Consider the following 26,082-nt stretch of genomic DNA (forward strand, 5'->3'; position numbering starts at 1 on the left):
CGTTTTATTTCGGTTTGTGATTTTTCATTGTCGGAATGTAAGTCGGACCGCGCCTTTTCCTATTGTTTACGTTTGCGCGGCGGAAAAGCTCCCATAATGCGCGTGAAGAAACGACTCACGACGTTATTTTTTTGCAAAGGAGCTTGCCCATGAAAAAGTCAATGATGACCGCAGCCGTGGTCTCGCCGTTCCTGTTCGCGCTGTCCGCGCACGCGGCGGAAAACGTGCCGGATCGTTACGGCTACATCGGCGGCCATGCGAGCGGCTATTTCTTCTACGACAACGAAGTCACCGGTGACGTGGACGGTCTGGATGACTCCGCCCTGTACGGCGGCCAGATTGGCTGGCGGTTCAGCCCCAACTGGTCGATCCAGGCCTGGTACGACAAGAACGATTCGGTGGATCATAAGTACACCGACCTCGAATCGGATGTGGAAACCTATTACGCCAGCCTGCGCCGCCACTTCGACGAAACCAGCTTCCTCGGCTTCGAACCCTACATGGGCCTGAACGCCGGTGAGCAGAAAATCGATGACGACGACGAGACCATGGCCGGCGTCGAGTTCGGTCTGCAGCGGGCGTTCTTCAAGCACGTGCTGCTCGACCTGGGCACCCGGCACGCCTACAGCACCGACCGGGAATACTGGGAAGGCCAGGTGTACGCCGGCTTGAACCTGATGTTCGCGGTGAGCGGCCGGGAAACCGACGACGACCAGCGCACCGCCACCACCCGACCGGAAGATGTGGTCTCCGTGGCCGACAGCGACAACGATGGCGTGCCGGACGATCGCGACGCCTGCCCGGATACCCCGCCGAACGCGCGGGTGGATGAGCGTGGCTGCCAGATCTACAAGAACGTGGACGAGCAGACCGTCAAGACCATCTACTTCGAGTTCGACAAGAGCGACGTGCGTGGCCAATTCAGCGATGAAGTGCGCGATGCCGCCGAAAGCGCCCGCGACGGCAAGAGCCGCATCCGCGTGGAAGGCCACACCGACAGCGTCGGTTCAGAGTCCTACAACCAGGGTCTCTCCGAGCGCCGCGCCAACTCGGTCAAGCAGCAGCTGATCCAGGAATACAAGGTGAACCAGGGCAGCGTGGAAACCCGTGGCTACGGCGAGAGCCGCCCGGTGGCGCCCAACGACACCGCCGAGGGTCGCCAGCAAAACCGCCGCGCGGACATCATCGTGGAAGGCGAACGTAAGGAAGCGCAGTTCAAGGACTGATCGGCGCGTTCCCCGGCCGGTCACCCCGGCCAAAAAAGAAGGGCCCCTCGGGGCCCTTTTTTTATTTCTCGACCCGTTATTTCTCGACCCATTGGCCGGTGGGGGTTTTGATGTACTGGCCGCCGGGGGTTTTCTCGATGGCTTTCTGACCCGCCAGGTTGGCCACCTGGTCCAGGGTGATGCCGTTCTGTTTGGCGATGCGCTCGTAGGCGGCGCGGCGCTTGTCGTTGATGTCCGAGACCAGTTCCACCGCCGCCGGGGTGGCCTTGACCACGCCCAGGTAGCCGTTGGGCTGTTCGCCCACCAGGCCCTGGCTCTTGGCCTGGTCCAGATCGAGCGCGAACACCGCGCTGGAGAACAGCAAGGCGGCGGCGAGCAACAGATAACGCAGCTTTGTCATGGGGTTTCTCCGCAAATGTCTCATCAGAACAAGTCGCTGTCTTCGCTGAACAGCTGGTCGATGTCCTTTTCCACCTTGAGGCGGATCTCGTGATCGATCTTTACGTTGAGGTTGATGGTGATCGGCTCCTTGGGCGCCTCCAACGCCACCCGCGGGGTGCAGGCGGCGAGGGGCAGGAGCGACAGCAGCAGCCACATTGATTTCATCGTTTCGACTCCGTCATGACCTGGTCGGTGATCTGATCACCGATGCGCAGACTGCGCAACAGCTCCAGCACATTTTCCCGGTGCGTGTAATTAAAGACCACCGGCAGATTGTTTCGTTGCGGATTCTGCCCGCGAATCGTGACCCGGGCGTCCAGCCAGCCGTCGGAGGCCATGTCCACCTGGGCCTGGAAGGTGTCGATGCGCAGCGGGTTGAGCGCGTCCAGGGCGATCGACACCGCCTGGTTGGATTGTGCCATGGCCTGGGCGCCGCTGGACGGCAGGATCGCCAGGGACAGGGGCGTCTCGTTGGCCAGCCGGCCGTTGTTCACCGCCACGCTGTCCGGCAGCAGCTGCAAGGGAATGTAGCCGCCCACCTTGCCGGACAAGCCCACCGCCGGCTCGCCCTGCAGGGCGGCCAGCTGCTCCAGTTCGATTTGCGTGAGCACCACCGGCTGCCAGCCCGGCGACGGCCAGGTCAATTGCGGCGCGCGGATTTCGCCGCCCAGCAGGTCGGCGTGCACGCGGCGCACGGTCCAGGTGCTCAGGTCGCTGTCCAGATCCATACGGATGTCGGTGATCGGCACGCCCACGTCCAGGCGGGCCAGGGTCAGCGGCGTCACCGTGGCCAGGCTGGGGCGCTGGCCGTCCCAGCCCAGGGCCAGCTCCAGATCCAGATCGCGGGCCTGCACGCTGCCCCAATCCAGGGCCAGGTCCTGACCGCGCAGGCGACCGTCCAGGGTCAGGGTCCGGCCCCAGCGCCAGTCGCCGTCCAGGGCCAGCTCGCCGCCCTCCAGGCTCATCGGCAGCCCGCGACTCATCACCGGCCGCAGCGGCGTGGCGCCACTCAGGGTGCCGGCGTAACCGGTGCCCCGGGCGCGGCCGGTCAGGCTGAGGGTGGTGTCCCACTGGGGCACCCGCAGGTCGGCGCCGAAGGTGTCACCGTTCAGGCGCGCCTCGCCGGTCACCGGCGGCAGCGTCCAGCGCTCCGCCACCAGGCCCTCGGCATCCAGCGACAGGCGGCCATGGGGGCCGTCTTCTTCCAGCACCAGCGGCGCGGTCAGGCGGGCGGTGATCGGGCGGATCAGCAGGCGCTCGCGCACCGCCCGCGACAAGGCCACGGTGGCACCGGCCAGCAGGCGCGGGCGCTCGGCAAAGTCCCAGCGGCCGTCCAGGGTCAGCACGCCGCCGTCCAGCTCCGGCAAGGGCCCGCCGCGACCGGACAGGTTACCGGCCCAGGTATCGCCCTCCCGGCGGGCGTCCGCCCGAGCGCTGAACGGAATGGCCTGATAGCGGCCTTCCAGGGTGGCGGTGACCGGCCAGTGGGGCGGCGTCACCCCGGCCACCGGCACCGTGGCGGTCAGGTCCAGGTCCGCGTCGCGCAGGCGCACCCGGGCGGGTTCGCCGTGCACGCCGGTGGGGCCCGCGTCGCCGCGCCAGCCGCCGCTGAGGCGATAACCCTGCCAGCGACCACCCAGTTCCACCGCGCCCTGCCATTGCACGTCATTGGGCCGCCAGTAGACGCGGCTGTCCGTGGTGGTCAGGGTGGCGTCCTGGTAAGCGGCCTCCAGGGGCAGGGCCACCTCGCCCTCCCACGCCAGCGGCACACTCACCGGCTCGCGCAGCCGTACCGTCACCGCCGGGTCCGTGACGCGCACCCGGAACGGCGCCACCGCCACCCGGTCCTCGAACCATTGGAAATCGACCTGGCCGTCCAGGCCCTCGCTGAGGGTCAGCCGGCCCTCCCCGTGGCCCAGCCGTTGCGCGTCGCTGCTCAGAGTAAGCGCGGCGCGGCCCTGGGGTCCGCGCGCCACCAGATTCGCGTCCGCCCGACGCAGGGCCGCGCCCTGCCCCTCGGCGGTCAGTTCCCGGCCCGGCGTCAGCACCCAGCCGGCGCCCAGCGCCAGCGGCTCGTCCAGGGCCGCGCGCAGCCGCCAATCCAGGCCGGTCCAGCGAGCGCGCACGGTGAGGTCACCCCGGGGGCCCTTTGTGTCCGAATCCGCGTTTTCCAGGCCCAGGTCCTGGCCAAGCACGGTCAGCTCGCCCTGGAAGCGGTCGCTGTCGAAGGGCGCGCCGGACGGCCACTGGCCATCCCCCTGGATGCGCGCCTCGCCGGTGACACCCTGGCGCAACGGCGCCGCCTGCAGGGTGCCGGTCAGCCGCCAGCGGCCGCTGCTCTTGCGGTATTCGCCGTTCAGTTCACTGCCCCGGAATTCCGCCCGCACCCGCCAGCGGCCGGCGGCCTGGGTGAGATGGGCCAGAAAGGGCGGGTAGTCCTGGTATTGCAGCGCCCAGACGGTCACATCCAGGCCCGGCAGATCCGGCAGCGACAGCGGGCCGTCGTCGCCCTCGGACGGGCAGTCGTTGATGCCCAGGCTGTCCACCGACAGGGTCAGCGGCCGCAGCCCGCTGAGGCGCACTCCGTGGGCCTCGGCCAACCGGCAGTCGCCGCTTTCATACCAGAGCGCGTCCAGGGTCGGCCCCTGCCGCCACCCCGGGCCCTGCCAATGCAGGCCGAACAACGGCAGCGACAACAGCGCCACCAGGGGCAACAGCAGCAGGCAAAGGGGAATCAGCCAGAGGAGGTTCTTCTTACGGAATGACACCAAACCTTATTCCTTGGTCGGAGTTACCGAAGCATGGCGGTTTCTCCGGCAAGAATACAGCCCCGGCGGCGACCGCGTCAGCCGTCGCAGGCGCAGCCCGGCGGCTTGGTGCAGTTATAGCTGCGGCTGATGCAGCTGTTGCCGCAAGCCTTGCCCTTGCGGCACACCTTGCAACACTGCTGGCTGACCACCTCGCTGTCGCGCAGAGCGTCAGGGATGGTACTGGACACGTCCTCGCTGACGAACGGCGACACGTCGACGCTCTCCGACGTCTCCGGAGCCGGCGCGGCGGCGGCGATCAGGGACAGGGACAAACACAGCGCGGCCAGCCAAATACGAAAAAGGTCCATGAAACATCTCCTTGTTATGGTTATACGGGGGAGAATTGTGACTCGAAGCACAGTTTACCGGGCATTGCGGAAAGGCAGAAGCGTGACACGATTTGGCGGGGCCGCGGGGTTATTAATGCTCTGACTGAATCGCCACCCGGTCCACGATGTTATTGCGGATCGGGTGGCCATTCCAATTCAGGCCCGGCGTTTCCTGTCGATCAGGGCTTGCACGTCGGCCATGGCCTGGTCGTGCGGAATGCCGGGGCGAGTGTCGGCCAGCGCTTCCAATACCTTTTCACGGAACCAGGTATCGTGAGCGGCGGGGTCCATCGTCAGGCCGGCCGGCAGCCCGCCCTCCTTCGTGATCCGGGTAAGCAGGATGCGCACGGCATCGGATACCGTGAGCCCGACACTGGCCAGCGTTTCGGTGGCGTCCGCTTTGAGCTTTTCATCAACGCGGACGTGGAGCATCGAGGTTTGAGTGGCCATGGCTTGCCCTCCTGTGGTGGATGCCGCCATTTTGTATCTCATATGAGATACAGTCAATATGAGCTCCTGGAACAGTTCAGCCCACTGGCCCAGGCTGGAGCGCGACGCATCGGGATAGCGCGCAGGGCTTGGTGTCCCGCCCCGGGCAGGAGTCATCGCTTAGGCAGAGCCAGTATTCGGTGGGGCAAAAAGTGGGGCAAAAACGCGGGAAACGAAAAAGGCCCGGCGTTAAGCCGAGCCTCTTTCCTTTGCGATTTGGTCGGGACGGAAGGGTCCGACAGGTTCCCGGCGCAAGCACTGCTTGCGCCCTGGCGGACGCCCGAGGCCGGCAGGCCGAGGGCCGGCAATCCGCCCCATACCTGTGCCATAACGAAAAAAGGCCCGACGTGACGCCGAGCCTCTCTTCTTCGATTTGGTCGGGACGGAAGGATTCGAACCTTCGACCCCTTGCACCCCATGCAAGTGCGCTACCAGGCTGCGCTACGCCCCGAATCGTCTGGCTTCGGCGGGGACCCCGTCGAAGCGGCGAGCATCATAACGGATCACGGCGGGGGATGGAACCCGGATCCTGCCTGTTTGATCAGGCGTTGAGCACGTCCAGCACGTCTTCCATTTCGACGATCATCTGACGGATCATCTGGTGGTAGCGGGTGGCGTGCTCGGCGTTGGCGTCGCCGGACAATTGCTGGCGGGCGCCGCCGATGGTGAAGCCCTGCTCGTAGAGCAGGCTGCGGATCTGGCGGATGGTCAGCACGTCCTGGCGCTGGTAATAACGGCGGTTGCCACGGCGCTTCACCGGCTTGAGCTGGGGAAACTCCTGCTCCCAGTAGCGCAGCACGTGCGGTTTGACGTCGCACAGCTCGCTGACCTCACCGATGGTGAAGTAGCGTTTTCCGGGAATCGCCGGCAGTTCGTCGTTATGACTGGGTTCGAGCATAGTCTTCCACCCGCTGTTTTAATTTCTGCCCGGGCCGGAAGGTCACCACGCGGCGCGCGGAGATGGGGATTTCTTCGCCGGTTTTCGGGTTTCGACCGGGGCGTTCACTTTTGTCCCGCAGGTCGAAGTTGCCGAACCCGGAGAGTTTCACCGGCCGGTTGTCGGCCAGTGAATCCCGGATTTCCTCGAAGAAGGTTTCCACCAGTTCCTTGGCTTCACGCTTGTTGAGACCGAGCTCGTCATGCAGCCGGTCGGCCATGTCTGCCTTGGTCAGCGCCATCGGAAATGCCTCGATCAAGCCCCTGAAATCAGTCCCTGAGGGTCGCGTTAAACTGTTGTTTTAGCTGGGATACCACCTGCTCGACCAGGTCGCTGACCTGGGCGTCCCTAAGAGTGCGCGAAGCATCCTGGAAGGTCAAGGTCAGGGCCAGGCTTTTGCGACCGGCCTGGATGTGCTCGCCCTGATAGACATCGAAGATGTGCACATTGCGCAGGCGCGCGTCGCAGGCGGCGCGGACCGCCGCCACCAGCTCCCCGGCGGGCACCCCGGCGTCGACCACGAAGGCCAGGTCGCGCTGCACCCGGGGCTGGTCGGAGACCGGCTCGAAGTGCGGCAGCAGGCCGTCGCGCAGGGGTTCCAGGGCCAGCTCGAACAGGTACAGGTCCGCGGGCAGGTCCAGGTCCCGGGCCAGGCGCGGGTGCAGCTTGCCCAGGTGGCCGACCACCTGATCGTCGCGGACCAGTTCCGCGCACTGTCCGGGGTGCAGGGCCGGGTGCTGGCCGGGCCGGAAGCGGAACGCCGCCGGGTCGGACAGCGCGGTCAGCGCTTCCACGTCCCCTTTCAGGTCGTAGAAGTCCACCCGGCGCGGCTTGCCTTCCCAGTGGGCCGGTCGGGCGCTGCCGTACAGCAGACCCGCCACCCGGGGTTCCTGGGCCAGGCCGTCGGCGCCGGGCACGAAGCGCAGGCCGGTTTCGAACAGGCGCAGGCGGTCGATCTGCCGGTTCAGGTTGCGGCCGGCGGCGTTCAGCAGGCCGGCGAACAGGTTGGTACGCATCACCCCGAGATCGACGGAGATCGGATTCATCAGCGCCAGCGGCGGATGGTCCGGGTCGACCTTGGCGAGCAGGTCCGGGGCCACGAAGCTGTAGGTGATGGCTTCCAGGTAGCCCCGGTCGCGCAGGGTGTCGGCCAGCCGGCGCAGGGGCAGCCGGCGCTCGCCGTCCGGTTCGCCGGCGGGGGTGCCGGACGGCACCCGGCTGGGCCAGTGTTCGTAGCCGCGCACCCGCGCCAGTTCCTCGATCAGGTCTTCCTCGATGGCCATGTCGAAGCGCCAGCTGGGCGCCCGCACCGTCCATTCGCCGGCGCCGGTTTCGCGCACGGTCATGCCCAGGCGCTCCAGGATGTCGACGATCTCGTCGTGCTCCAGGGCGGCGCCCAGCAGCGCGGTGACGCGCGCGGCGCGCAGGGCGATGTCCGCCGGTTGCGGCGCGCGGGCGGCGTCGCCGGCTTCGGTGACCGGGCCCGGGCGGCCGCCGGCGATCTCGACGATCAGGGCGGTGGCGCGCTCCATGGCGCGGGTCTGCAGGGCCGGGTCCACGCCGCGCTCATAGCGGTGGGAGGAGTCGGTGTGCAGGCCGTAGCCACGGGCGCGGCCGACGATGGCCAGCGGGTTGAAGAAGGCGCATTCCAGGAACAGGTCCACGGTGTCGTCGGACACGGCGGTGGGCCGGCCGCCCATGATGCCAGCCATGGCCACCGGGCCGTTGTGGTCGGCGATCACCAGGGTGTCGTCGCGCAGTTCCTGGGTCTGGTCGTCCAGGGTCAGCAGTTGCTCGCCGGCGCGGGCCTGGCGCACCACGATGCCGCCGCTGAGCTTGCTCAGATCGAAGGCGTGCAGGGGCTGGCCCAGTTCCAGCAGCACGTAGTTGGTCACATCGACGATCGGGTCGATGGCGTGCAGGCCGGCGCGGCGCAGGCGCTCCACCATCCACAGCGGCGTGGTGGCGGCGGGATCGATGCCGCGAATCACCCGGCCCAGATAGCGCGGGCAGCCGTCGGTGTTGTCCACGGTGACCGGGAAGGTGGCGTCGTCGGTGGCGGCCACCGCCGCCACGGCGGGTTCGGTGAGCGGCGCCCGGTTGAGCACGCCCACTTCCCGGGCGATGCCGCGCAGGCTCAGACAATCCGCCCGGTTGGGGGTCAGGTCCACTTCGATGACGGTGTCGTCGAGGCTCAGGTATTGGCGGAAATCCGTGCCCACCGGCGCATCCGCCGGCAGTTCCAACAGGCCGTCGATGAGGTCGTCCAGGCCCAGCTCCGAGCCGCCGCACAGCATGCCTTCGGAGGGTTCGCCGCGCAGCTTGGCCTTTTTGATTTTCAGGTCACCGGGCAGCTCGGCGCCGACCTTGGCGAACGGCACTTTCAGGCCTTCGCGGGCATTGGGGGCGCCGCACACCACCGGGAACAGGCTCTCGCCGTCACTCACTTCGCACAGGCGCAGCTTGTCCGCGTCCGGGTGCGGGCGGCAGCTTTTGATTTCGCCGACCACCACGCCGGTGAACGGCGCCGCCGCCGGTTCCACGGCGTCCACTTCCAGGCCGGCCATGGTCAGCTGATGAACCAGAGTGTCGGTGTCGATGGCGGGGTTGACCCATTCCCGCAACCAGGCTTCGTTGAAACGCATTCTCGGTGATCCCTATTTCAGGCGAATTGCGACAGGAAGCGCGCGTCGTTCTCGAAGAACAGGCGCAGATCGTTGACGCCGTAGCGCAGCATGGTGAGTCGCTCGATGCCCATGCCGAAGGCGAAGCCGCTGTAACGGGACGGGTCCACGCCGCCGTGCTCCAGCACCTTGGGGTGGACCATGCCGCAGCCCATGATCTCGATCCAGCCACTGTGCGAGCACACCCGGCAGCCCTCGCCGCCGCAGTGCACGCAGCCCACGTCCACTTCCGCGCTGGGCTCGGTGAACGGGAAGTAGCTGGGCCGGAAGCGCACCGGCAGATCGTCCACCTCGAAGATGTACTGCAGGAAGGCGGCCACGGTGCCCTTGAGGTCGGCGAAGGTAATGTTCTCGTCCACCAGCAACCCTTCCACCTGGTGGAACATGGGCGTATGGGTCAGGTCCGAGTCGCACCGGTACACGCGGCCCGGGGCGATGATGCGGAACGGCGGCTGGCCTTTCTGCATCACCCGCACCTGCACCGGGGAGGTGTGGGTGCGCAGCAGGCGGCCATCGCCGAAATAGAAGGTGTCGTGCATGGCCCGCGCCGGGTGGTGGGCGGGGATATTGAGCGCCTCGAAGTTGTGGAAGTCGTCTTCCACCTCCGGGCCCTCGGCGATGTCGAAGCCCAGACGCAGGAAGAAGTCCTCCATGCGGCGGCGCATGCGGGTCACCGGATGCAGGGCGCCGGGCGGCTCGCCCCGGCCGGGCAGCGTCACGTCCAGGGACTCGGCGCTGAGCTGCTGGTCCAGGGCGGCCTGCTCCAGTGCCTCGCGGCGCTCGTCCAGGGCCGCCTGCACGCGCTGCTTGCCTTCGTTGATCAGGGCGCCAGCCTTGGGCCGTTCCTCGGCGCTCAGCCCCCCCAGGCTCTTCAGCAACGCACTGATCTCGCCTTTCTTGCCCAGGTAACGGACCCGCACCTCGTCCAGGGCGCGGGCGTCCGCCGCCCCGGCCACTTCGGCCAGCGCCGCGTCCACCAGGCTATCCAGGTTCTCCATCATACGATTTACCGTCCCCTGTTATCTCTTTCCAATGCGCCCGGAAGGCTTCACTAACGAAAACGGGGGAAGAGCGCGAGCTCTTCCCCCGTTTCAGAGTACTGTCGTCTTGTTACGGACGGATCGACAGTGTGCTCAGGCGGCGAGACTCGCTTTGGCTTTTTCCGCCAAAGCGCCAAAGGCCACCTGATCGCGAACCGCCAGGTCCGCCAGCACTTTACGGTCGATCTCGATGGACGCCTTTTTCAGGCCATCGATCATACGGCTGTAGGACAGGCCGTTGATGCGGGCCGCGGCGTTGATGCGCACGATCCACAGACGACGGAACTGACGCTTACGTACCTTACGGTCACGGTAGGCGTACTGGCCGGCCTTGATGACCGCCTGCACCGCCACGCGGAATACGCGGCTGCGGGCACCGTAGTAACCTTTTGCTTGCTTGAGAATTTTCTTGTGCCGGCGACGCGCCTGCACACCACGCTTGACTCGAGCCATTGTTCAGACCTCCAAAAACCGGTGTTTAGGCGTAGGGCATCATGCGTTTGACCAGAGCCACGTCACTTTCGTGAACCTGGGTCTTGGGACGCAGATGGCGAATCGTCTTGGACGATTTCTTCGTCAGGATGTGGTTTTTGAATGCCTGCTTACGCTTGAAACCGGAGGCGGTTTTCTTGAAACGCTTTGCGGCCCCGCGGTTTGTCTTGATCTTTGGCATGGTACCTATCTCAAGTTCGTGTGTTTCGGTTGATATATAAGAAGCGATAACCGGCGGACCGGTTATTTCTTCTTCTTGCTGCCCGGGCTGAGCACCATGATCATCTGGCGCCCTTCCATGTTCGGGCGTTGTTCGACGGACCCGTGATCCGCCAAATCCGCTTCCACGCGCTCCAGCAGTTCGCGACCCAGCTCCTGGTGAGCCATTTCGCGACCACGGAACCGCACGGTTACCTTGGTCTTGTCGCCGGCCTCCAGGAAGCGCTTGAGGTTACGCAGTTTCACCTCATAGTCGCCGGAGTCGGTGCCGGGACGGAATTTAATCTCTTTCAGCTGAGTCTGCCGCGTCTTCTTGCGGGACTCCTTGGCCTTCTGCTTCTGTTCGAACAGATGCTTGCCGTAATCCATGATCCGGCATACCGGCGGTTCCGCGTCGGGCGAGATTTCCACCAGATCCAACTGCTTGCCACTGGCTTTCTCGAGGGCTTCCTCGACGGTGACGATGCCGATTTGCTCACCCTCGACGTCGATCAGCCGAACCTCGCTCGCCTGGATTTGCTGATTGATTCTGGCGCGCTGCTCGCGGCCTTTGCCTCCACGCTTAATGTCGTGAACCTCCGGTTGGTTATTCGAACTATGCCCGGCGGACGCCTCACGCGCGCCGCTCAGGGCATACGTCATCCTCGGGAATAGCCGTCTATTCTAGGTCACGGCACCGCACCCGTAAACCCGGGGGTGACGGGGGGCGGCAAAAGAGGATGGCGCGAAAACTGGTAGAACCGGGCGGATTCGAACCGCCGACCTCTGCCATGTCAAGGCAGCGCTCTAACCAACTGAGCTACGGTTCTGCAGAGGGGCGCAATTCTAGGCAGACCGGACGCCGCTGGCAAGCCCCTTTGTTCCGCCCGCCCTTCGGCGGGCGCAACTTCGGCTGCAAGCCTCAAGCCGCAAGCTACAGGCAACCCAGGGGTCAGCTTGCAGCTTGTGGCTTGGGGCTTGCAGCTACTTCTTGCGGCGGCCCCGCCAGGCCGCCTCGATCTGCCGGGCGCGGGTGATCGACTCCTGAACCAGCGCCGATTGGCGCTCCGCGAACTCGCGGATGATCTCCAGCGCGGAGCGCACATCGCGGCGGAAAATGGTCTCCACCAGGGCCTTGAAGAACGACAGGCACTCCTTCATTTCATCGCCGTCCAGGTGCAGGGCCATGAAGTAGGTGCGCTGCAGGGCCGGGTGCAGGTCGGCCAGCACGTCCTCCACGAAGGCGTTGCGGGCGAACGGATAGGCGTGCTCCAGGAATCGGAAGCTGAGCTCGAAGAAGCGGTCCAGCTCCCGGTCCGAGGCGGCCAGCTGCAGTTCGTGGATCAGCGCGATGATCGGGTCCAGGTCTTCCTCGCGCACGTTCTTGATGGCCTTGCGGATCACCAGCCCCAGCAGCACCTGGACCAGCTCATAGAGGCCGCGCACCTGGGCCTCGGACAGATCCCGGACCACCGCGCCCCGGCGTGGCAGGATGTCGATCAGATGGCGGCGCTCCAGGATCAGCAGCGCCTCGCGCACCGAGCCCCGGCTCACTTCCAGCTCGCCGGCCACGCGCAGTTCCTGGATCCGGTCGCCGGCCAGCATTTCACCGCGAATGATCTGGTCGGCCAGATGACCGGCGATCTGCTCGGAAAGGCTTTCCCGGGCCTTGAATGTCATCGCTTGTCCTACAATCCCCTGATATTGTCCGACTATACAACCAAACACCTTACCGAACCCGTAAAAGCATTGGCAAAAATGCACCGCGAACCATGACAAGGCCGGGCCGGCGTGGTTAATTGCGGAGACAAGGAACGCAGTCGGGCGGCCTGGCCGCCAAGGGCAGTCATGAAACGGTTGATCACGGAACGGGCGGAACTGGACGCCCTGTTCGATCATTACGCGGATCGCTTCGGGCGGGACCAGACCCCGTATCGGAACCATGTGTATCGGGTCATCAACCTGGTCGCCGCGCAGCGCGCCCTGGACGGCGACGACCTGCGCAAGGTGGAGCTGGCCGGGTTCTTCCACGATGCCGGCATCTGGCTGGCCGGCACCTTCGACTACCTGGGCCCCTCCGCCCGCCTCGCCTGCCACCATCTCACCGAGCTCGGCCTGAACCAGTGGAGCGACGACATCCACGCCATGATCGTCCAACACCACAAGCTTACCGGCACCGGCGAACCGCCCGGCAGTCTGGTGGAAGCGTTCCGGCGCGCCGACTGGATCGACCTGTCCCTGGGCCTGGTGCGTTTCGGGGTGCCGCGTCAGCGTATCCGCGAGATCCAGGACCGCTTCCCCAACGCCGGCTTCCACGGCCTGCTTCTCGGCCTGGCCGCCCGCCGACTGTGCACCCATCCGTGGAATCCGTTGCCGATGTTGCGTAGATAGTCGCGGCGTTAGGCGCTGCGGCGATAAGAGCCCATCCTGCCCGCCTCCAATGACTGGACAATCCGTCCAAGGACAGAATGCCCAAGGACACCATGTCCAGGCGCCCCCGTGTACGCGCTCTCCTAAAATGGACGCCTCGCCGGCCGGTAAGGGGCCGGCCCGCAACGGAGGCAGCGGATGGCGGAGTCGCTCGCGCTCGATCTGGCCCGTATCCAGTTCGGGTTCACCATTTCCTTTCACATCATTTTCCCGGCCATCACCATCGGGCTGGCCAGCTATCTGGTGGTGCTGGAGGGTCTCTGGCTGTACACCCGCCGGACCCTTTACCGGGACCTCTACCACTTCTGGTCCAAGATCTTCGCGGTCAATTTCGGCATGGGCGTGGTGTCCGGCCTGGTCATGGCCTACCAGTTCGGCACCAACTGGAGCTTCTTTTCCGAATTCGCCGGCGGCGTCACCGGGCCGCTGCTCGCCTATGAAGTGCTCACCGCCTTCTTTCTGGAGGCCGGCTTTCTCGGCGTGATGCTGTTCGGCTGGAACCGGGTGGGCCCGGGGCTGCACTTCTTCTCCACCGTGGTGGTGGCGGTGGGCACCCTGATCTCCACATTCTGGATCCTGGCCTCCAACAGCTGGATGCAAACGCCCCAGGGCTTCGAGATCATCGACGGTCGGGTGGTGCCCACCGACTGGCTGGCGGTGATCTTCAATCCCTCTTTCCCCTATCGACTGGCGCATATGTCGGTGGCGGCGTTCCTGGCCACCGCCCTGTTCGTGGGCGCCTCAGCGGCCTGGCATCTGCTGCGCGGCCGCGATGAGCCGGCCATCCGCACCATGTTCTCCATGGCCATGTGGATGATGGTGGTGGTAGCGCCGGTGCAGGTGCTGATCGGCGACCTGCACGGACTCAATACCCTGAAACACCAGCCCGCCAAGGTGGCTGCCATGGAGGGGCATTGGGGCGGCGAGACGGATTCGGGCGAGGGCCTGCCGCTGCTGCTGTTCGGCTGGCCGGACATGGCGGCGGAGACCACCCACCTGGCGGTGGGCGTACCGCGCCTGGGCAGCCTGATTCTGACCCACAGCTGGGACGGCACCATCCCCGGCCTCAAGGAATTCCCCGCCCAGGACCGGCCCAACGCCACCGTGGTGTTCTGGTCGTTCCGGGTGATGGTCGGCCTGGGCCTGTTGATGCTCCTGCTCGGCGCGCTCAGCCTGCTGCAGCGCTGGCGCGGGCGCCTGTACCGGTCGCGCGGGTTGCTGCGCTTCGCGCTGGCCATGGGGCCCGCCGGCCTGGTGGCGATCCTGGCCGGCTGGTACACCACCGAGATCGGCCGCCAGCCCTGGGTGGTGTACGGCCTGATGCGCACCTCGGAGGCGGTATCGCCCCACGCCACCGGCACGCTGGCTCTGTCCCTGGGGCTGTTCGTGGTGGTCTACCTGTTCGTGTTCGGCGCCGGCGTGGCCTACATGCTGCGGCTGGTGCGCAAGGGCCCGGTCACCGACGAGGGCCGCGAGGAAGGCGACGGCGGCCCCGGCCACCAGCGCCACGCTATGCGCCCGCTGTCGGCGGTGCGCGAGACCTTCGACGATGACGGGAGGGTCTGAACCATGGGCATCGATCTACCCCTGCTGTGGGCCCTGATCATCGGCTTCGGCGTGATGATGTATGTGCTGATGGACGGTTTCGACCTGGGCATCGGCATCCTCTACCCCTTCATTCCCGACAAGCATCACCGCGACGTGGCCATGAATACCGTGGCGCCGGTGTGGGACGGTAATGAGACCTGGCTGGTGCTCGGCGGCGCCGGTCTGCTGGCGGCGTTTCCGCTGGTCTATTCGGTGGTGCTGACCGCCCTGTATATCCCCCTGATGTTGATGCTGCTGGGGCTGATCTTTCGCGGCATCGCCTTCGAGTTTCGCTTCAAGGCGCGGGAGCGCGAGCGTCATATCTGGGACAAGGCGTTTATCGGCGGCTCCTTCACCGCCACCTTTTTCCAGGGCGTGGTGCTGGGCGCCTATGTCAGCGGCCTGCCGGTGCGCGACGGCGCCTACACCGGCGGCCCCCTGGACTGGTTCGCCCCCTTTCCGCTGTTCACCGGCGCGGCACTGGTGTGCGCCTACGCACTGCTGGGCAGCACCTGGCTGATCATGAAAACCGAGGGCGCTCTGCAGGCACGCATGGTTGCCGCGACCCGCCCGCTGGCCTGGGCGCTGCTGGCCGCCATCATCGTGGTCAGCCTGTGGACGCCGCTGCGCGATCCGGCCATCGCCGAGCGCTGGTTCAGCTTCCCCAACCTGCTCTGGTTCTCGCCGGTGCCGCTGCTGGTGGCGGCCGGCTGGGCGGCGCTGCTGCGCGCCCTGCGCCAAGGCCGCCAGGTGGCGCCGTTCGTGCTGACCCTGTTTCTGATGGGGCTGGGCTATACCGGTCTGGCGATCAGCGGCTGGCCGCATATCCTGCCGCCGGACATCGACCTGTGGCAGGCGGCGGCGCCGCCACAAAGCCTGGGCTTCGCCCTGGTGGGGGCGCTGTTCATTATTCCCGTCATCCTCGCCTACACCGCCTTCGCCTACTATGTGTTCCGTGGCAAGGTGCGCCCCGGCGACAGCGGTTACCACTGATGAACGACGATCACCAACCCGGCCCGCGCCGCCCGCCCTGGCTCCGTCGCCTGGGCTGGCTGGTGCTGATCTGGAGCGCCAGCGTGGTGACGCTGGCGGGGGTGGCGGCACTGATGCGAGGTCTGATGAACGCGCTCGGCCTCCAGGTCTGAGTGACTCCGGGTCGAAGGCGTACAGCCATGGTCGCCAATGGCCTACAACGGGCCGGGCAAGGTGGCCGGGAAGTTACCCACAGAATCTGTGGATAAGTCTGTGAACTTTCTGTCAGGAAATCGGCCCGGGGCCCATTCCGGCGGCGCCGGCCCCAAAATGACGAAAAAATATCCATTATATTAAATATGATAAAAATCAATCACTTACAAATCAGACCCGGCAAAATCAAGCGCTTACGTTGACTTGTTCACGGCGGGGTCACGGATGCCCGTTCGCTGTGCAAAACTCCGCATCGTCAAGACATTTTTGCACTGTCACGATGCCTTACCACGCCCTCAGCCCGGTTCCCGGGGACCGTGCACCAGGCGTACGTTGATCACCCCGTCCAGACGGCCGATGCGCGCCAGCACCGCCGGGTCCGGCGCCTCCGCCAGATCCAGCAGGTTGTAGGCCAGCTGGTCGCGGCTTTTATTGAGCATATCGAGCACGTTCAGGTTGGCTTCCGCCAGTTCCGACAGCACCGGACCCAGCATGCGCGGCACGTTGCGGTTGGTCACCGCCAGCCGCGCGCCGGGGCCCGGCTCCAGCACCAGCTCGGGGAAATTCACCGAATGGCGGATATTGCCGTTTTCCAGGAAGTCCACCAGGGCGTCGGCGGCCATCATGGCGCAGTTCTCCTCGGATTCTCCGGTGCTCGCGCCCAGGTGGGGCAGCGTCAGCACGCCGCGGGTGCCGGCCAGGGCCAGGCTGGGGAAATCGGTGATAAAGGCGCCCAGGGCCTCCGCCTCCAGGGCCGCCGCCACCGCCCGGTCGTCGACGATGCCCTGGCGGGCGAAGTTGAGCAGCACCGCGTCCGGCTTCATCACCGCCAGTTGCTGGGCGCCGATCAGGTCCCGGGTGGCGTCCAGCAGCGGCAGATGCAGGGTGACGAAGTCGGCCCGCGCCAGCAGCGCTTCCAGGCTGGCCATGGGCGACACCTGGCTGGGCAGCCGCCAGGCGGCGTCGACGCTGAGCGCCGGGTCGTAGCCGATCACCCGCATGCCCAGGTGCAGGGCGATGCGCGCCACCCGCGAGCCGATCGCGCCCAGCCCGATCACGCCCAGGGTGCGGCCGCTCAGCTCGCGGCCCTGGAACTGCTTCTTGCCGGCCTCCACCTGGCGGTGCAGGTCAGCTTCGTCCGCCGCCTCCAGGGCGTCCACCCAGTCCAGGCCGGCGCGCAGGTGGCGGGCGGACAGCAGCAGCCCCGCCAGCACCAGCTCCTTCACCGCGTTGGCGTTGGCGCCCGGGGTATTGAACACCGGAATGCCGCGCTCGCTGCAGTGGGCCACATCGATGTTGTTGACGCCGGCGCCGGCCCGGGCCACCGCGCGCACCGTGGCCGGCAGGGCGTCGGCGCCGAGCGGATGGCTGCGCAGCAGAATGGCGTCCGGGTCGGACAGATCACTGGCGATTTCGAAGCGGTCGCGGGGGAAGCGTTCCAGGCCGCGCAGGGCGATCTGGTTGTGGGTGCGGATACGGAACATGGCGGCTCTCCGGTCGGCCGGGGTTGTTGTTTTCCCCAAGCCTCCCGGAAAAGCGCCGTCCTGACCAGCCCCGGGTCAGGAAAGGACGATCAGTACTGGAACGTCATGCCCAGGCGGTGGCCCACTTCCTCGTAGGCTTCGATCACGTTGCCCAGGTCCTGGCGGAAGCGGTCCTTGTCCATTTTTTCGCGGGTGTCCTTGTCCCATAGGCGGCAGCCGTCCGGGGAGAATTCGTCGCCCAGCACCACCTCGCCGTGGAACAGACCGAACTCCAGCTTGTAGTCCACCAGCAGCATGTTGCCGTCCAGGAACAGCTTCTTGAGCACGTCGTTCACCTTGAAGGTCAGCGCCTTCATGGTCTCGATCTGCTCATCGGTGGCCCAGCCGAAGCTGCGCACGTGGTACTCGTTGATCATCGGATCGCCGAGGGCGTCGCTCTTCAGGAACATCTCGAAGGTGGGCGGGTTCAGTTCCTTGCCCTCTTCCACGCCCAGGCGGCGCACGATGGAACCGGCGGCCACGTTGCGCACCACGCATTCCACCGGAATCATCTCCAGACGCTTCACCAGGCACTCGTTGTTGGAGAGCAGCTTCTCGAAATGGGTGGGCACGCCGGCGGCCTGCAGTTTTTCCATGATGGCGGCGTTGAACTGGTTGTTGACCGCGCCCTTGCGGTCCAGCGCCTGCTTCTTCTTGCCGTCGAAGGCGGAGGTGTCGTCGCGGAAGACGATCACCAGCTTGTCCGGATCGTCGGTGGTGAATACGGACTTGGCCTTGCCGGCATAGAGTTCGTCGCGCTTTTCCATGAAATAACCTGCGTTGATGGGTCTGGGTTCAGTGAATGTCGAGCCAGTCAAAACCGTGGTTCTGGCCGGCCACCCGGATCCGTTCCTGGCCATGGGCCACCGCCCGGTGGATCTGGGCCAGGGCGTGTTCCGGGGTGTTATTCTGCTCGCTCAGGTGCGAAAGCACGAGATGCTGCAAGCGGTCCACGTTGCAGTGGCCCAGCAAGGTGGCCGCCTGCTGATTGCTGAGGTGCCCGTAGTCGCCCCCCACCCGGCGCTTCAACGAAGACGGATAGGGACCGCAGGCGAGCAGCTCCGGGTCGTGGTTGCACTCCAGCACCAGGGCATCGCACTCCCGGTAGCAGTCGACCACGTGGGGCGTCAGCGAGCCCAGGTCGGTGAGCACGCCCAGCTCCCGGTCGCGCCAGCTGAAACGGTACTGGCAGGGCTCGCGGGCGTCGTGGGGCACGGTCACCGGGGTCACGGCCAGGTCCGCCACGGTAAAGGCACGGCCCGGTCGCACCTCCCGCCAAAGCGTGTTCTGGAACCCCGCCGGCTTGCCAGTCACCGCCCGGGCGGTGCCGAAGGTGGAGTACAGCGGCACGCCGTACTTGCGGGCCAGGGCGCCGGCACCGCGCACGTGATCGCCGTGTTCGTGGGTGATCAGCACCGCCGCCAGATCGTCCGGAGCCAGGCCGAACAGGGCCAGGCGTCGCACCGTTTCGCGCAGGGTAAAGCCACAGTCCACCAGCACCAGCGTATCGCCGGCGCGCACCAGGGTGCCATTGCCTTTACTGCCACTGCCCAGGGACGCCAGTCGCAACTGCCCTACCCTCCCGCCGTCGCCGATCAGAGTTCGCGGTGCACGCTTTCCAGAATCGCCAGGCCCGGGGCCTTGCCGGCCAGCGCCGTGCCCTCGCCGTTGAGCACCGCCACCTGAATACCGTTGGTGGTATGGCTCAGCTTGAGCTGGGCCTGGGGCGGCTGCAGTTGGTAGCGCTCCGGCGTGGTCAGGAAGAACACGCCCTGGTCGCGGTTGCGGTCGGTGACGCGCAGATCGGTCTGGGTGAGCGCCTGGCTCACTTTCTCCCAGGCCCAGGCGAAGCTGGTGGGCATCATGATGATCGGATAGCCGCTGCCATCCTTGCCGAGAATCGCCTGGCCCTGCTGGCCCGGCGGCGGCGCCGGCGCGGTGGCGTCGTCGTTATCGGCGTCATCATCGGGCGCGGCGGCCACCAGTTGCGGCGGGCGCGGCGCCTTGAAGCCGTTTTCGCCGTCGCGTTTGCCGACGAGGCGCTCGTCCACCCGCGGCACCGCGTACAACGGCTCCTCACCGATGAACACCAGGTCGCCGGGCACGGTCATCGGTTCGATGACCTCGGCGTCACGATAATGAAGACTGTTGTCCGGAAGCAGGCCGCAGCCGGCCAGAGCCAGCGCCGCGGCGGTTACTGCAATACTGCGATGCATCATCCCTCCAGGAGTCCACAGCCGCGCAACGTCTCGCGCAGACGCGGCTGGGCGGCCTTGGACAGCGGTACCAGCGGCAGCCGGATACCGTTGTCGATCAGGCCCATTTCATAGAGCGCCCATTTGGTCGGAATGGGGCTGGGTTCTATGAACAGATCACGATGCAGGGGCTCAAGTTCCGCATTCAGTTCACGGGCGCGGTCGGCGTCGCCGTCCAGGGCCGCCTGGCACATGGCGGCCATCTTCGCCGGGGCCACGTTGGCGGTCACCGAGATGTCGCCGTCGCCGCCACCCAGCATCAGTTCCAGGGCGGTGGCGTCGTCACCGGAATAGATCAGGAAGTCGTCGCCACAGCGCTCGCGGATTTCCCGGGCGCGCTCCAGATTGCCGGTGGCTTCCTTGATGCCGACGATGTTCGGCACCTTGGCGAGCCGCTCCACGGTCTCCGGCAGCAGGTCGCAGGCGGTGCGGCCGGGCACGTTGTAGAGAATCTGCGGGATGTCCACCGCCCGGGCCACCTTCAGGAAATGCTGGTACAGACCTTCCTGGGGCGGCTTGTTGTAGTACGGCGTGACCAGCAGGCAGGCGTCGGCGCCGTCCCGTTGGGCATCGCGGGTCAGGCGGATCGCTTCCTCGGTGCTGTTGGCACCGGTGCCGGCGATCACCGGAATGCGTTTATCCGCCACCGCCACCACTTCGCGAATGACACTGTCGTGTTCCTCGAAACCCAGGGTGGCGGATTCACCGGTGGTGCCCACCGCCACGATTCCATGGGTGCCTTGTTCCACATGCCAGTTCACCAGGTCGCGCAGACGTTCCCAATCGACGGAACCGTCCTCGCGCATGGGGGTGACCAGGGCCACGATGCTACCGCGAATCATGCCGTTATCTCTCTTCGTGCAAAGGGCGCTATGGTACAACCGGCGCCGGGGGCAAGGGAACCTCTACCGGTGCATCCGCCGGGTCGGTAAGCTGCCCCCTTCGCAATCCGCCCATTCACGATACAAGCCAAGGATCGTCCATGAGCATCAAAGAAGGCCAGCCGGCACCGGATTTCACCGCCCCGGCGACCAGCGACACCACCGTTACCCTGTCCGCGCTGAAGGGCCGCAAGGTGGTGCTGTATTTCTATCCCAAGGACAGCACCCCGGGCTGCACCACCGAGGGCCAGAACTTCCGCGACCTGTACCCGAACTTCCAGGAAGCCGGCTGCGAGATCTACGGGGTGTCCAAGGACTCCCTGCGCCGCCACGAGAACTTCAAGGCCAAGCAGGACTTCCCGTTCGAGCTGATCAGCGACGAGGACGAAACCGTCTGCCAGCTGTTCGACGTGATCAAACTCAAAAAGATGTACGGCAAGGAATTCGAAGGCATCGAGCGCAGCACCTTCCTGATCGATGAGCAGGGCGTGGTGCGCGACGTGTGGCGCAAGGTCAAGGTGAAGGGCCACGCCGAGGAAGTGCTGGACGCGGTGCACGCCCTCTGATCGGCCCGGGGGTTATGCACAGATGCTGTGGGCAGCATTGTGGATAACCCCTGGAAGACCGCGCCGGTGGCGGCATCCATCGGGCTCGCCACGTTCTGCGGTATTTTTAACCCATTTTTCCATTGCCCCGCCGGCGCGTGAAAATCGTCGCTCCGGATCGCGCCGGGTTTTCCACAAATACTGTGGATAACCTTGTGGGAAAAACGCGGAAAAGTCGCCCGAGCGGCCACATTCAGGCCCCCGCCCCAGTTTGACGTTTTTTTGACCAAAATAAGAAAATCATTATAAAACAGTAGGTTATATAATTTTTGTCGGCAGGTATTGACGCCCGGCGGTTCATTGTTACCTTCTTTCCCACCCGCGCGCACGCTGTGCACAAATACGGGCCGCCGTGGGCTTGTCAATAGTGAAAAGGCGTCACGGCCCCTTCACGAAATCGGGCAAGGTCCGTTTCAGACGCCGAACCACGGGGCCACAGCGGCCCCATCGCAAGGCAGCGAAAACAGGCCGTGGCGGGCCAATCTGTGGATAAAATTGTGGACAGGATGTCAGGAAGGGGCGGATAACCGCCTTTTCACCCGTCGACGCCCCTCGACGGGGCGCCGCGCGGGCCCCTGCCTCAGCGGGTGCCGGGCAGGTCGTCGTCCGGATCCAGGTCCGGATCCGCGTCGTGGTCGGCGCGGGCCCGGTCCATCTGATCCAGGGCGTTGGTCAGGTCCTGCACGCGCTGGCGCAGGGAATCCACTTCGCGCTTGTTGGGGATGCCCAGCCGCGACAGGGCCTTGCCCAGCCGATCGTCGAAGGCCTTTTCCATGCGGTCGATGGTCTCGCCGGTGTGGTGGCGCACCCGTTCCTTGATGTCTTCCACCCGCGGGGTCTTTTCCTTGGCCCGCCGCTCCACCTCGCGGCCGGCTTCCACCAGGGCATCGAAGAAACCACTGCCCTCTTCCTCGGCGCGGGCGTAGGCGCCCAGACCGGCCAGCCAGATCTGATGGGTGTACTTGCGCAGGTCACGGGTGGCGCCGCTGAGGGCGCGCAGGGGACGGCCGCGCTCGTCCCGGGGGATATCATCGTCGTCGTGATCGTCGCGATCGGACATGGTCCTGTTCTCCTCGCTCAACGCAGGCGTCGCTCGACGCAGGCGGCGAGTATAGGCCAAAGATGACGGGCCCCGCCAATCGTCTGTCGGACAATTCCCCCGGCGAGGAAGGGGTTATTCCAACGGCGGTTCGCCGTCGTCGCGGGCGCGGCGGCCGCCCACCAGACGGGCCAGATCCCGGGCCCGGTCGCGGATCAGATCCCGGGATTTGCCGGTGAGTACCGCCACGAAGCGTTCGGTCAGCCGGTCGGCGCCGGCTTCGAAGCGGCTGTCGATGTGGCGCTCCAGTTTCGGGCCCAGCCAGAACTTCACCGCCAGGCCCACCACCAGCAGGGTCACCAGCGACGACAGCAGGGCGCAGCCGATCAGCAGCCAGGCCAGGTCCGAGGGGGTCGGGGACGCCATGCTCAGGCCACCCCGAATACGAAGATCAACTGCGCCAGGCCCGCCAGCGCGCCGAGAAAACCGCCCACCAGGATCAGGATCCATTCGTCTTCCTGGAAGGCCGGGCGCAGCAGGTCCTGGAAATCGTCGGAACTGAGCGCCTGCATGCGATCGCGCATCAGCCGCTCGATGATGGCGCTGCGCTCGCGGTTGAAGTGGTCGTCCTCGAACGGCTCCACCGCCAGATCCACCGCCTTGTCCTCCACCGCGCGCTTGAGGTCGGCGTAGCCGCCGGGTCCGACGGTGAGCTGGGCGGCGGTGCGCACGAAGCCGCCGTTGAGCAGCGGCTTCAGGTGACGTTTGATCAGCGCCTTGGTGCGATCGCCACGGGGGCCGTTGATTACCTGGTACATAATGTTGCGCAGAGTCACCAGTTCCTCGGTGGTGAGCCGGGCAAAGGATTCGGCCACGTCGCGCTGGCGCTTGAGGAACAGGCCCTGCACCCGGAACGGCCCCACCCGCACCGGATTGAGCGGCCGGAAGATCACATTCAGAGCCAGCCAGTTGGTGGCGATGCCGACGATGAAACCGAACAGCGGCAGGATCCAGTTGCTGGGCATCAGAATGAACACCGGAATCTGGATCAGCCCGAACAGAAAACCGAAATAGAAGCCGGAGTTGGTGACGAAGCGGAATTCCGGCTCGCCCACTTCCTGGAACATCTGCACCATGAGCGCCTTATCCGAGCGCATGCGCTCGACGATCATGTGCTTCATGTCCACCAGGTTTTCCAGGTTGCGGCTGATGTCGTCGACCACGTTGTCCATCACCGCGGGGATGGCGCGGCGGGCGCGGGCGTAGACCCGGCGTCGCACCGCCAGGGGCAGGTTTTCCCAGAGCACCGCGTTGCGCTCGGTCATCACCTCGTCCACGTATTCCTCGATGCGCGCCTGCACGCTCTTGGTCAGGTGGGCGGCGATCTTCTCCGGCTCCATTTCGCGGAAGAACTCGTCCAGGCTGCCCAGTTTCTGCAGCGTTTTGTCCACCACGATGGCGGCCATTTTCTCCACCTTGGAGGGGATGATGCCCTGCCAGCCGAACACCGGTCGGATGCCGACGAACTCCAACGGGTAGAACGTCATCTGCACCGCCGCCCAGTTGGTGGCCCAGCCCACCGCGCCGGCGATGAACGGCATACTGACGTATTTCCAGAGGTCCGGATGGGAAAACAACGAATCCAGCATGTGGGTGAACAGCCCCTCCCAGGATGACGCACGGGTCGCCGGGCCGGGCCCGGAGGTTGGACAAGCCTAGCCCGCAAACGCCGGCGGGAACAGTTCCCACGGGCACGGGGGGCGGTCAAAACAGCCAATGTTATGTGACGGCCCAGTATAGATAGTCAACCTGACCCTCTTAAGCGGCGGCGCGTAACTTTTGGCAACCGGCGCCCCCTTCGTCATACTCCCGGGTAGGATTCGCTTTACCGCACAGAAGGATTTCGCCACCCATGACCTCGCCGTCCTCGCTGCCCGGGCTGTTTATGTACGGGGCACTGGAAACCCTGCTCAACCAGGCCCTCACCGGCGACCCCCGGGGCCGCGAGCAGCTTGCCGCCCTGCACGGCACGGCGGTGCGGGTGCGCGGCGAGCAGCCCATGTGGGTGCTCTACGTGCTGATCTACGAAGACGGCGTGGAACTGCACGACGACTACGAGGGCCCGGTGGACGTGCGCGTGCGGGGCCCGTTGGGCGCCATGCTGCACTGGCTGCTGGCGCCCAACAGCGGCGACGCGGAAGAATCCCTGCGCATCACCGGCCCCGCCGACACCCTGGAAAAACTGCAGCGCATGGTCAGCGAATTCAGCCTCTGGCCGCTGGCGCGCAACTGGCTCGACGATCACGTGCGCCTCAAGGAACTGCTGGCGGTGCTGCGCCGGGAAGACCCGGTGTGGCTGGAGAAGCTGTCCGGCCTGCCCGATCACCTGGGCGAACTGGCGGCCCAGGTGGCCCGCCAGCAGCTGCTGCAGGAGGACATCCTCGAGGAGGTGCGTGCCCTGCGCCGGGACATCCGCCATTCCCGGCGGCTGGATCTGGCCTTTCTGGTGGCCGGGCTGGGCCTGATGCTGGTGGCGCTGCTGCGCGCCCTGGGCCAATGGCAGGACACCTGGCGCGCCCTGGCCCATGACTACGCGTCGCTGGCGATGATCAGTTTCGGGCTGGCCCTGATCATCGGGCGTCTGCTGCACCGGCAGCGCTGACGCGATTATTTCTTGCTGAAGAACTTGCTCAGCCGCTCGCCCACCATTTCGGTGCTGGTGCGCGCCAGACTGCGGCTGGTTTCCTCGATCATTTCCCGGGTCGGCAGATTGCGCACGCCGTCATTGATGCCGCGTTTGACGGCCTCCTCCACCCGCGCGGCGATCAGGTCCGCCGCGTTACGGGCCTCTTCCTCCAGGTCGGCGCGCAGCCGGCGACGCAGGGTCGGCAATAAAAAATAATGCGCCCACAGGGCCAGCGCCGTCACCGTGATGGCGGCGGTCAACAAGGCGGTCAGCAGTACGGTGGTCATCAATGGCGGCCCCCCGATAACCGATTCGTAACCGAACCGGGTATTAATGTAACCGTTGGTACGGATGGGAAGTATTGCTTAGCAAAACACTTACTATGATGCGTGTCACATACTGCCAGGGATGGCCCGTGCAACGCAGGAGCGCATAATAACTTCGACACGGGATCACAGTATGACCTCCGGGACGGACACCACCCGCGTACAAAGTCAAAACCAAAGTCTTAACCCGCTGACACCGTTGGTGTCCCTGTGCCAGCGCTATCAATTACCGTTATCGCTGCTGGCGATTCAGCTCAAGGATCTGACCGCCCTGGGTCGGGAACTGGGCGGCGACCAGCTGCGCGCCCTGCAACGGCAGCTGGCCCGCGCCATGGAACAACGGGTGCGCCAGGAAGACGCCCTGGTGACCTGGCAGCGTGGCTATCTGGTGCTGTGTTTGCCGGGTACCCCGGTGGAAGGAGCGGTGGGGCTGGCCCACCGGCTGGGGGACTGGTTCGAACGCACCCGCTTCACGCTGCCGGACCGGGTACTGCAACTGTCCACCGCCATGGCGGTGCACGTGGCCGATACCGACAGCGCCGAACCCGGCCAGCACGAACCGATCCGCGAACTGGTGATGGACACCCTGTGTCTGCTGGCCGCGGAGGAAGACGGTCCCGGCCCGGTGCTGTCACGCCGTGCCCTGCGGCTGCGGCGGCGGCCGGCTCCGCAACGGACCGCTGTCGACGCGTGGCCGAAAAAAGGGGACGGTCCCGCCCCCCTCGACAAACAGGATCCGCCCGGTCAGTTCTGCCAGTTGGTGGAGACGCTCAGCCGCCACGGCGAGGGTATTCTGGTACGCGCCCTGTCGCCGGCCCTGCGGCGGCTGGATGAACCCACCCGCCTGCGCCTTATCGATCATTTGCTGGAGGCGTCGCTGCTGCCCGGCGCACCGACGGCCACCGCCGACCGCTAGCGG

Annotated in this window: 30 protein-coding genes and 2 tRNA genes; 8 read left to right on the forward strand and 24 right to left on the reverse strand. The window is 65.8% G+C overall.

The window, feature by feature from the left end:
* Positions 1–149 precede the first annotated feature (149 nt).
* A complete protein-coding gene (locus ACLD0W_RS11635; protein ID WP_410307655.1) occupies positions 150–1,226 on the forward strand; it encodes an OmpA family protein in 1,077 nt (358 codons plus the stop codon).
* Between the two features lie 76 nt (positions 1,227–1,302).
* Here ACLD0W_RS11635 and ACLD0W_RS11640 read toward each other — a convergent pair whose 3' ends face one another.
* The 15 genes from ACLD0W_RS11640 to ACLD0W_RS11710 all read right to left on the reverse strand — a co-directional run bounded on the left by ACLD0W_RS11640 (position 1,303) and on the right by ACLD0W_RS11710 (position 12,326).
* The gene (locus ACLD0W_RS11640) at positions 1,303–1,626 is read right to left on the reverse strand and encodes a YdbL family protein (RefSeq protein ID WP_410307656.1); all 324 of its coding nucleotides are present in this window, start codon (positions 1,624–1,626) and stop codon (positions 1,303–1,305) included.
* A 23-nt stretch (positions 1,627–1,649) separates the two neighbouring features.
* Positions 1,650–1,832, reverse strand: a complete 183-nt coding sequence (locus ACLD0W_RS11645) for a YnbE family lipoprotein (RefSeq protein ID WP_204431503.1) — start codon at positions 1,830–1,832, stop codon at positions 1,650–1,652.
* The gene (locus ACLD0W_RS11650) at positions 1,829–4,435 is read right to left on the reverse strand and encodes a YdbH domain-containing protein (RefSeq protein WP_410307657.1); all 2,607 of its coding nucleotides are present in this window, start codon (positions 4,433–4,435) and stop codon (positions 1,829–1,831) included. The genes ACLD0W_RS11645 and ACLD0W_RS11650 overlap by 4 nt, the downstream gene beginning before the upstream one ends.
* 77 nt (positions 4,436–4,512) lie before the next feature.
* Entirely contained in the window at positions 4,513–4,785 is a 273-nt protein-coding gene (locus ACLD0W_RS11655; protein WP_410307658.1) for a hypothetical protein, read from the reverse strand.
* A gap of 177 nt (positions 4,786–4,962) precedes the next feature.
* Positions 4,963–5,256 carry a type II toxin-antitoxin system RelB/DinJ family antitoxin gene (locus tag ACLD0W_RS11660; protein ID WP_410307659.1) on the reverse strand — a complete coding sequence of 98 codons (294 nt, stop codon included), beginning with the start codon at positions 5,254–5,256 and terminating at the stop codon, positions 4,963–4,965.
* Positions 5,257–5,669: 413 nt separating this feature from the next.
* A tRNA-Pro gene (locus ACLD0W_RS11665) sits at positions 5,670–5,746 on the reverse strand.
* A 90-nt stretch (positions 5,747–5,836) separates the two neighbouring features.
* Positions 5,837–6,193: a MerR family transcriptional regulator gene (locus ACLD0W_RS11670; RefSeq protein WP_204430688.1), complete on the reverse strand. Its 357-nt coding sequence runs from the start codon at positions 6,191–6,193 to the stop codon at positions 5,837–5,839.
* Positions 6,174–6,473, reverse strand: a complete 300-nt coding sequence (gene ihfA / locus ACLD0W_RS11675) for an integration host factor subunit alpha (protein WP_204430686.1) — start codon at positions 6,471–6,473, stop codon at positions 6,174–6,176. Before ihfA ends, ACLD0W_RS11670 begins: the two co-directional genes overlap by 20 nt.
* 28 nt (positions 6,474–6,501) lie before the next feature.
* Positions 6,502–8,877 (reverse strand): phenylalanine--tRNA ligase subunit beta, encoded by a 2,376-nt coding sequence (gene pheT, locus ACLD0W_RS11680; RefSeq protein ID WP_410307660.1) that lies wholly within the window; start codon positions 8,875–8,877, stop codon positions 6,502–6,504.
* 17 nt (positions 8,878–8,894) lie between these two features.
* Entirely contained in the window at positions 8,895–9,914 is a 1,020-nt protein-coding gene (pheS, locus tag ACLD0W_RS11685) for a phenylalanine--tRNA ligase subunit alpha (RefSeq protein WP_410308054.1), read from the reverse strand.
* A 135-nt stretch (positions 9,915–10,049) separates the two neighbouring features.
* Complete coding sequence (rplT, locus tag ACLD0W_RS11690; protein WP_138771167.1) at positions 10,050–10,409, reverse strand: 50S ribosomal protein L20; 360 nt, start codon at positions 10,407–10,409, stop codon at positions 10,050–10,052.
* A gap of 25 nt (positions 10,410–10,434) precedes the next feature.
* The gene (rpmI, locus tag ACLD0W_RS11695; protein WP_410307661.1) at positions 10,435–10,629 is read right to left on the reverse strand and encodes a 50S ribosomal protein L35; all 195 of its coding nucleotides are present in this window, start codon (positions 10,627–10,629) and stop codon (positions 10,435–10,437) included.
* Positions 10,630–10,691: 62 nt separating this feature from the next.
* The gene (gene infC / locus ACLD0W_RS11700; protein WP_410308055.1) at positions 10,692–11,234 is read right to left on the reverse strand and encodes a translation initiation factor IF-3; all 543 of its coding nucleotides are present in this window, start codon (positions 11,232–11,234) and stop codon (positions 10,692–10,694) included.
* Positions 11,235–11,399: 165 nt separating this feature from the next.
* Positions 11,400–11,476 (reverse strand) — tRNA-Val (locus tag ACLD0W_RS11705).
* Positions 11,477–11,630: 154 nt separating this feature from the next.
* Positions 11,631–12,326, reverse strand: a complete 696-nt coding sequence (locus ACLD0W_RS11710; RefSeq protein WP_410307662.1) for a GntR family transcriptional regulator — start codon at positions 12,324–12,326, stop codon at positions 11,631–11,633.
* A 168-nt stretch (positions 12,327–12,494) separates the two neighbouring features.
* Between ACLD0W_RS11710 and ACLD0W_RS11715 the strand changes: the two genes are divergently transcribed.
* From ACLD0W_RS11715 to ACLD0W_RS11730, 4 genes are all read left to right on the forward strand, one after another.
* Positions 12,495–13,037, forward strand: a complete 543-nt coding sequence (locus ACLD0W_RS11715; protein WP_410307663.1) for a hypothetical protein — start codon at positions 12,495–12,497, stop codon at positions 13,035–13,037.
* Between the two features lie 177 nt (positions 13,038–13,214).
* The gene (locus ACLD0W_RS11720) at positions 13,215–14,642 is read left to right on the forward strand and encodes a cytochrome ubiquinol oxidase subunit I (RefSeq protein WP_410307664.1); all 1,428 of its coding nucleotides are present in this window, start codon (positions 13,215–13,217) and stop codon (positions 14,640–14,642) included.
* Positions 14,643–14,645: 3 nt separating this feature from the next.
* Complete coding sequence (gene cydB, locus ACLD0W_RS11725; RefSeq protein WP_410307665.1) at positions 14,646–15,656, forward strand: cytochrome d ubiquinol oxidase subunit II; 1,011 nt, start codon at positions 14,646–14,648, stop codon at positions 15,654–15,656.
* Positions 15,656–15,808, forward strand: a complete 153-nt coding sequence (locus ACLD0W_RS11730) for a DUF2474 domain-containing protein (RefSeq protein ID WP_410307666.1) — start codon at positions 15,656–15,658, stop codon at positions 15,806–15,808. Before cydB ends, ACLD0W_RS11730 begins: the two co-directional genes overlap by 1 nt.
* A gap of 336 nt (positions 15,809–16,144) precedes the next feature.
* Here the strand turns inward: ACLD0W_RS11730 and ACLD0W_RS11735 are convergent, their stop codons facing one another.
* From ACLD0W_RS11735 to dapA, 5 genes are all read right to left on the reverse strand, one after another.
* Positions 16,145–17,332 (reverse strand): 3-phosphoglycerate dehydrogenase family protein, encoded by a 1,188-nt coding sequence (locus ACLD0W_RS11735; RefSeq protein WP_410307667.1) that lies wholly within the window; start codon positions 17,330–17,332, stop codon positions 16,145–16,147.
* A gap of 89 nt (positions 17,333–17,421) precedes the next feature.
* Entirely contained in the window at positions 17,422–18,138 is a 717-nt protein-coding gene (purC, locus tag ACLD0W_RS11740; RefSeq protein WP_204430668.1) for a phosphoribosylaminoimidazolesuccinocarboxamide synthase, read from the reverse strand.
* 28 nt (positions 18,139–18,166) lie between these two features.
* Positions 18,167–18,940 (reverse strand): MBL fold metallo-hydrolase, encoded by a 774-nt coding sequence (locus ACLD0W_RS11745; protein ID WP_410307668.1) that lies wholly within the window; start codon positions 18,938–18,940, stop codon positions 18,167–18,169.
* Between the two features lie 26 nt (positions 18,941–18,966).
* Entirely contained in the window at positions 18,967–19,587 is a 621-nt protein-coding gene (bamC, locus tag ACLD0W_RS11750) for an outer membrane protein assembly factor BamC (RefSeq protein ID WP_410307669.1), read from the reverse strand.
* A complete protein-coding gene (gene dapA, locus ACLD0W_RS11755; protein ID WP_410307670.1) occupies positions 19,587–20,468 on the reverse strand; it encodes a 4-hydroxy-tetrahydrodipicolinate synthase in 882 nt (293 codons plus the stop codon). Before dapA ends, bamC begins: the two co-directional genes overlap by 1 nt.
* Before the next feature lie 140 nt (positions 20,469–20,608).
* Here dapA and bcp point away from each other — a divergent pair, with 140 nt between their 5' ends.
* On the forward strand, positions 20,609–21,073 hold the full coding sequence (gene bcp / locus ACLD0W_RS11760; RefSeq protein ID WP_410307671.1) for a thioredoxin-dependent thiol peroxidase: 465 nt from the start codon (positions 20,609–20,611) through the stop codon (positions 21,071–21,073).
* Positions 21,074–21,692: 619 nt separating this feature from the next.
* Here the strand turns inward: bcp and ACLD0W_RS11765 are convergent.
* The 3 genes from ACLD0W_RS11765 to ACLD0W_RS11775 form a co-directional block, all read right to left on the reverse strand.
* The gene (locus ACLD0W_RS11765; protein ID WP_410307672.1) at positions 21,693–22,172 is read right to left on the reverse strand and encodes a phasin family protein; all 480 of its coding nucleotides are present in this window, start codon (positions 22,170–22,172) and stop codon (positions 21,693–21,695) included.
* Positions 22,173–22,286: 114 nt separating this feature from the next.
* Positions 22,287–22,577 (reverse strand): hypothetical protein, encoded by a 291-nt coding sequence (locus ACLD0W_RS11770; RefSeq protein ID WP_410307673.1) that lies wholly within the window; start codon positions 22,575–22,577, stop codon positions 22,287–22,289.
* Positions 22,578–22,579: 2 nt separating this feature from the next.
* Positions 22,580–23,800 carry a DUF445 domain-containing protein gene (locus tag ACLD0W_RS11775; RefSeq protein WP_410307674.1) on the reverse strand — a complete coding sequence of 407 codons (1,221 nt, stop codon included), beginning with the start codon at positions 23,798–23,800 and terminating at the stop codon, positions 22,580–22,582.
* Positions 23,801–24,063: 263 nt separating this feature from the next.
* Here ACLD0W_RS11775 and ACLD0W_RS11780 point away from each other — a divergent pair, with 263 nt between their 5' ends.
* Positions 24,064–24,813 (forward strand): SCP2 sterol-binding domain-containing protein, encoded by a 750-nt coding sequence (locus tag ACLD0W_RS11780; RefSeq protein ID WP_410307675.1) that lies wholly within the window; start codon positions 24,064–24,066, stop codon positions 24,811–24,813.
* A 5-nt stretch (positions 24,814–24,818) separates the two neighbouring features.
* On the opposite strand, the gene ACLD0W_RS11785 is transcribed toward ACLD0W_RS11780, so the two are convergent.
* Positions 24,819–25,124, reverse strand: coding sequence for a hypothetical protein (locus ACLD0W_RS11785; RefSeq protein ID WP_410307676.1), 306 nt, complete (start codon positions 25,122–25,124; stop codon positions 24,819–24,821).
* Between the two features lie 172 nt (positions 25,125–25,296).
* Here ACLD0W_RS11785 and ACLD0W_RS11790 point away from each other — a divergent pair, with 172 nt between their 5' ends.
* Entirely contained in the window at positions 25,297–26,079 is a 783-nt protein-coding gene (locus ACLD0W_RS11790; protein WP_410307677.1) for a diguanylate cyclase domain-containing protein, read from the forward strand.
* Positions 26,080–26,082: the final 3 nt, after the last annotated feature.

Source organism: Alloalcanivorax sp. C16-1 (assembly GCF_046507805.1).
Classification (GTDB): domain Bacteria; phylum Pseudomonadota; class Gammaproteobacteria; order Pseudomonadales; family Alcanivoracaceae; genus Alloalcanivorax.

Coding starts and splice junctions, on each gene's coding strand:
- ACLD0W_RS11635 (WP_410307655.1), top strand. CDS start 150: ATGAAAAAGTCAATGATGACCGCAGCCGTGGTCTCGCCGTTCCTGTTC.
- ACLD0W_RS11640 (WP_410307656.1), bottom strand. CDS start 1,626: ATGACAAAGCTGCGTTATCTGTTGCTCGCCGCCGCCTTGCTGTTCTCC.
- ACLD0W_RS11645 (WP_204431503.1), bottom strand. CDS start 1,832: ATGAAATCAATGTGGCTGCTGCTGTCGCTCCTGCCCCTCGCCGCCTGC.
- ACLD0W_RS11655 (WP_410307658.1), bottom strand. CDS start 4,785: ATGGACCTTTTTCGTATTTGGCTGGCCGCGCTGTGTTTGTCCCTGTCC.
- ACLD0W_RS11660 (WP_410307659.1), bottom strand. CDS start 5,256: ATGGCCACTCAAACCTCGATGCTCCACGTCCGCGTTGATGAAAAGCTC.
- ACLD0W_RS11670 (WP_204430688.1), bottom strand. CDS start 6,193: ATGCTCGAACCCAGTCATAACGACGAACTGCCGGCGATTCCCGGAAAA.
- ihfA (WP_204430686.1), bottom strand. CDS start 6,473: ATGGCGCTGACCAAGGCAGACATGGCCGACCGGCTGCATGACGAGCTC.
- pheT (WP_410307660.1), bottom strand. CDS start 8,877: ATGCGTTTCAACGAAGCCTGGTTGCGGGAATGGGTCAACCCCGCCATC.
- pheS (WP_410308054.1), bottom strand. CDS start 9,914: ATGGAGAACCTGGATAGCCTGGTGGACGCGGCGCTGGCCGAAGTGGCC.
- rplT (WP_138771167.1), bottom strand. CDS start 10,409: ATGGCTCGAGTCAAGCGTGGTGTGCAGGCGCGTCGCCGGCACAAGAAA.
- rpmI (WP_410307661.1), bottom strand. CDS start 10,629: ATGCCAAAGATCAAGACAAACCGCGGGGCCGCAAAGCGTTTCAAGAAA.
- ACLD0W_RS11710 (WP_410307662.1), bottom strand. CDS start 12,326: ATGACATTCAAGGCCCGGGAAAGCCTTTCCGAGCAGATCGCCGGTCAT.
- ACLD0W_RS11715 (WP_410307663.1), top strand. CDS start 12,495: ATGAAACGGTTGATCACGGAACGGGCGGAACTGGACGCCCTGTTCGAT.
- ACLD0W_RS11720 (WP_410307664.1), top strand. CDS start 13,215: ATGGCGGAGTCGCTCGCGCTCGATCTGGCCCGTATCCAGTTCGGGTTC.
- cydB (WP_410307665.1), top strand. CDS start 14,646: ATGGGCATCGATCTACCCCTGCTGTGGGCCCTGATCATCGGCTTCGGC.
- ACLD0W_RS11730 (WP_410307666.1), top strand. CDS start 15,656: ATGAACGACGATCACCAACCCGGCCCGCGCCGCCCGCCCTGGCTCCGT.
- ACLD0W_RS11735 (WP_410307667.1), bottom strand. CDS start 17,332: ATGTTCCGTATCCGCACCCACAACCAGATCGCCCTGCGCGGCCTGGAA.
- purC (WP_204430668.1), bottom strand. CDS start 18,138: ATGGAAAAGCGCGACGAACTCTATGCCGGCAAGGCCAAGTCCGTATTC.
- bamC (WP_410307669.1), bottom strand. CDS start 19,587: ATGCATCGCAGTATTGCAGTAACCGCCGCGGCGCTGGCTCTGGCCGGC.
- dapA (WP_410307670.1), bottom strand. CDS start 20,468: ATGATTCGCGGTAGCATCGTGGCCCTGGTCACCCCCATGCGCGAGGAC.
- bcp (WP_410307671.1), top strand. CDS start 20,609: ATGAGCATCAAAGAAGGCCAGCCGGCACCGGATTTCACCGCCCCGGCG.
- ACLD0W_RS11765 (WP_410307672.1), bottom strand. CDS start 22,172: ATGTCCGATCGCGACGATCACGACGACGATGATATCCCCCGGGACGAG.
- ACLD0W_RS11770 (WP_410307673.1), bottom strand. CDS start 22,577: ATGGCGTCCCCGACCCCCTCGGACCTGGCCTGGCTGCTGATCGGCTGC.
- ACLD0W_RS11775 (WP_410307674.1), bottom strand. CDS start 23,800: ATGCTGGATTCGTTGTTTTCCCATCCGGACCTCTGGAAATACGTCAGT.
- ACLD0W_RS11780 (WP_410307675.1), top strand. CDS start 24,064: ATGACCTCGCCGTCCTCGCTGCCCGGGCTGTTTATGTACGGGGCACTG.
- ACLD0W_RS11785 (WP_410307676.1), bottom strand. CDS start 25,124: ATGACCACCGTACTGCTGACCGCCTTGTTGACCGCCGCCATCACGGTG.
- ACLD0W_RS11790 (WP_410307677.1), top strand. CDS start 25,297: ATGACCTCCGGGACGGACACCACCCGCGTACAAAGTCAAAACCAAAGT.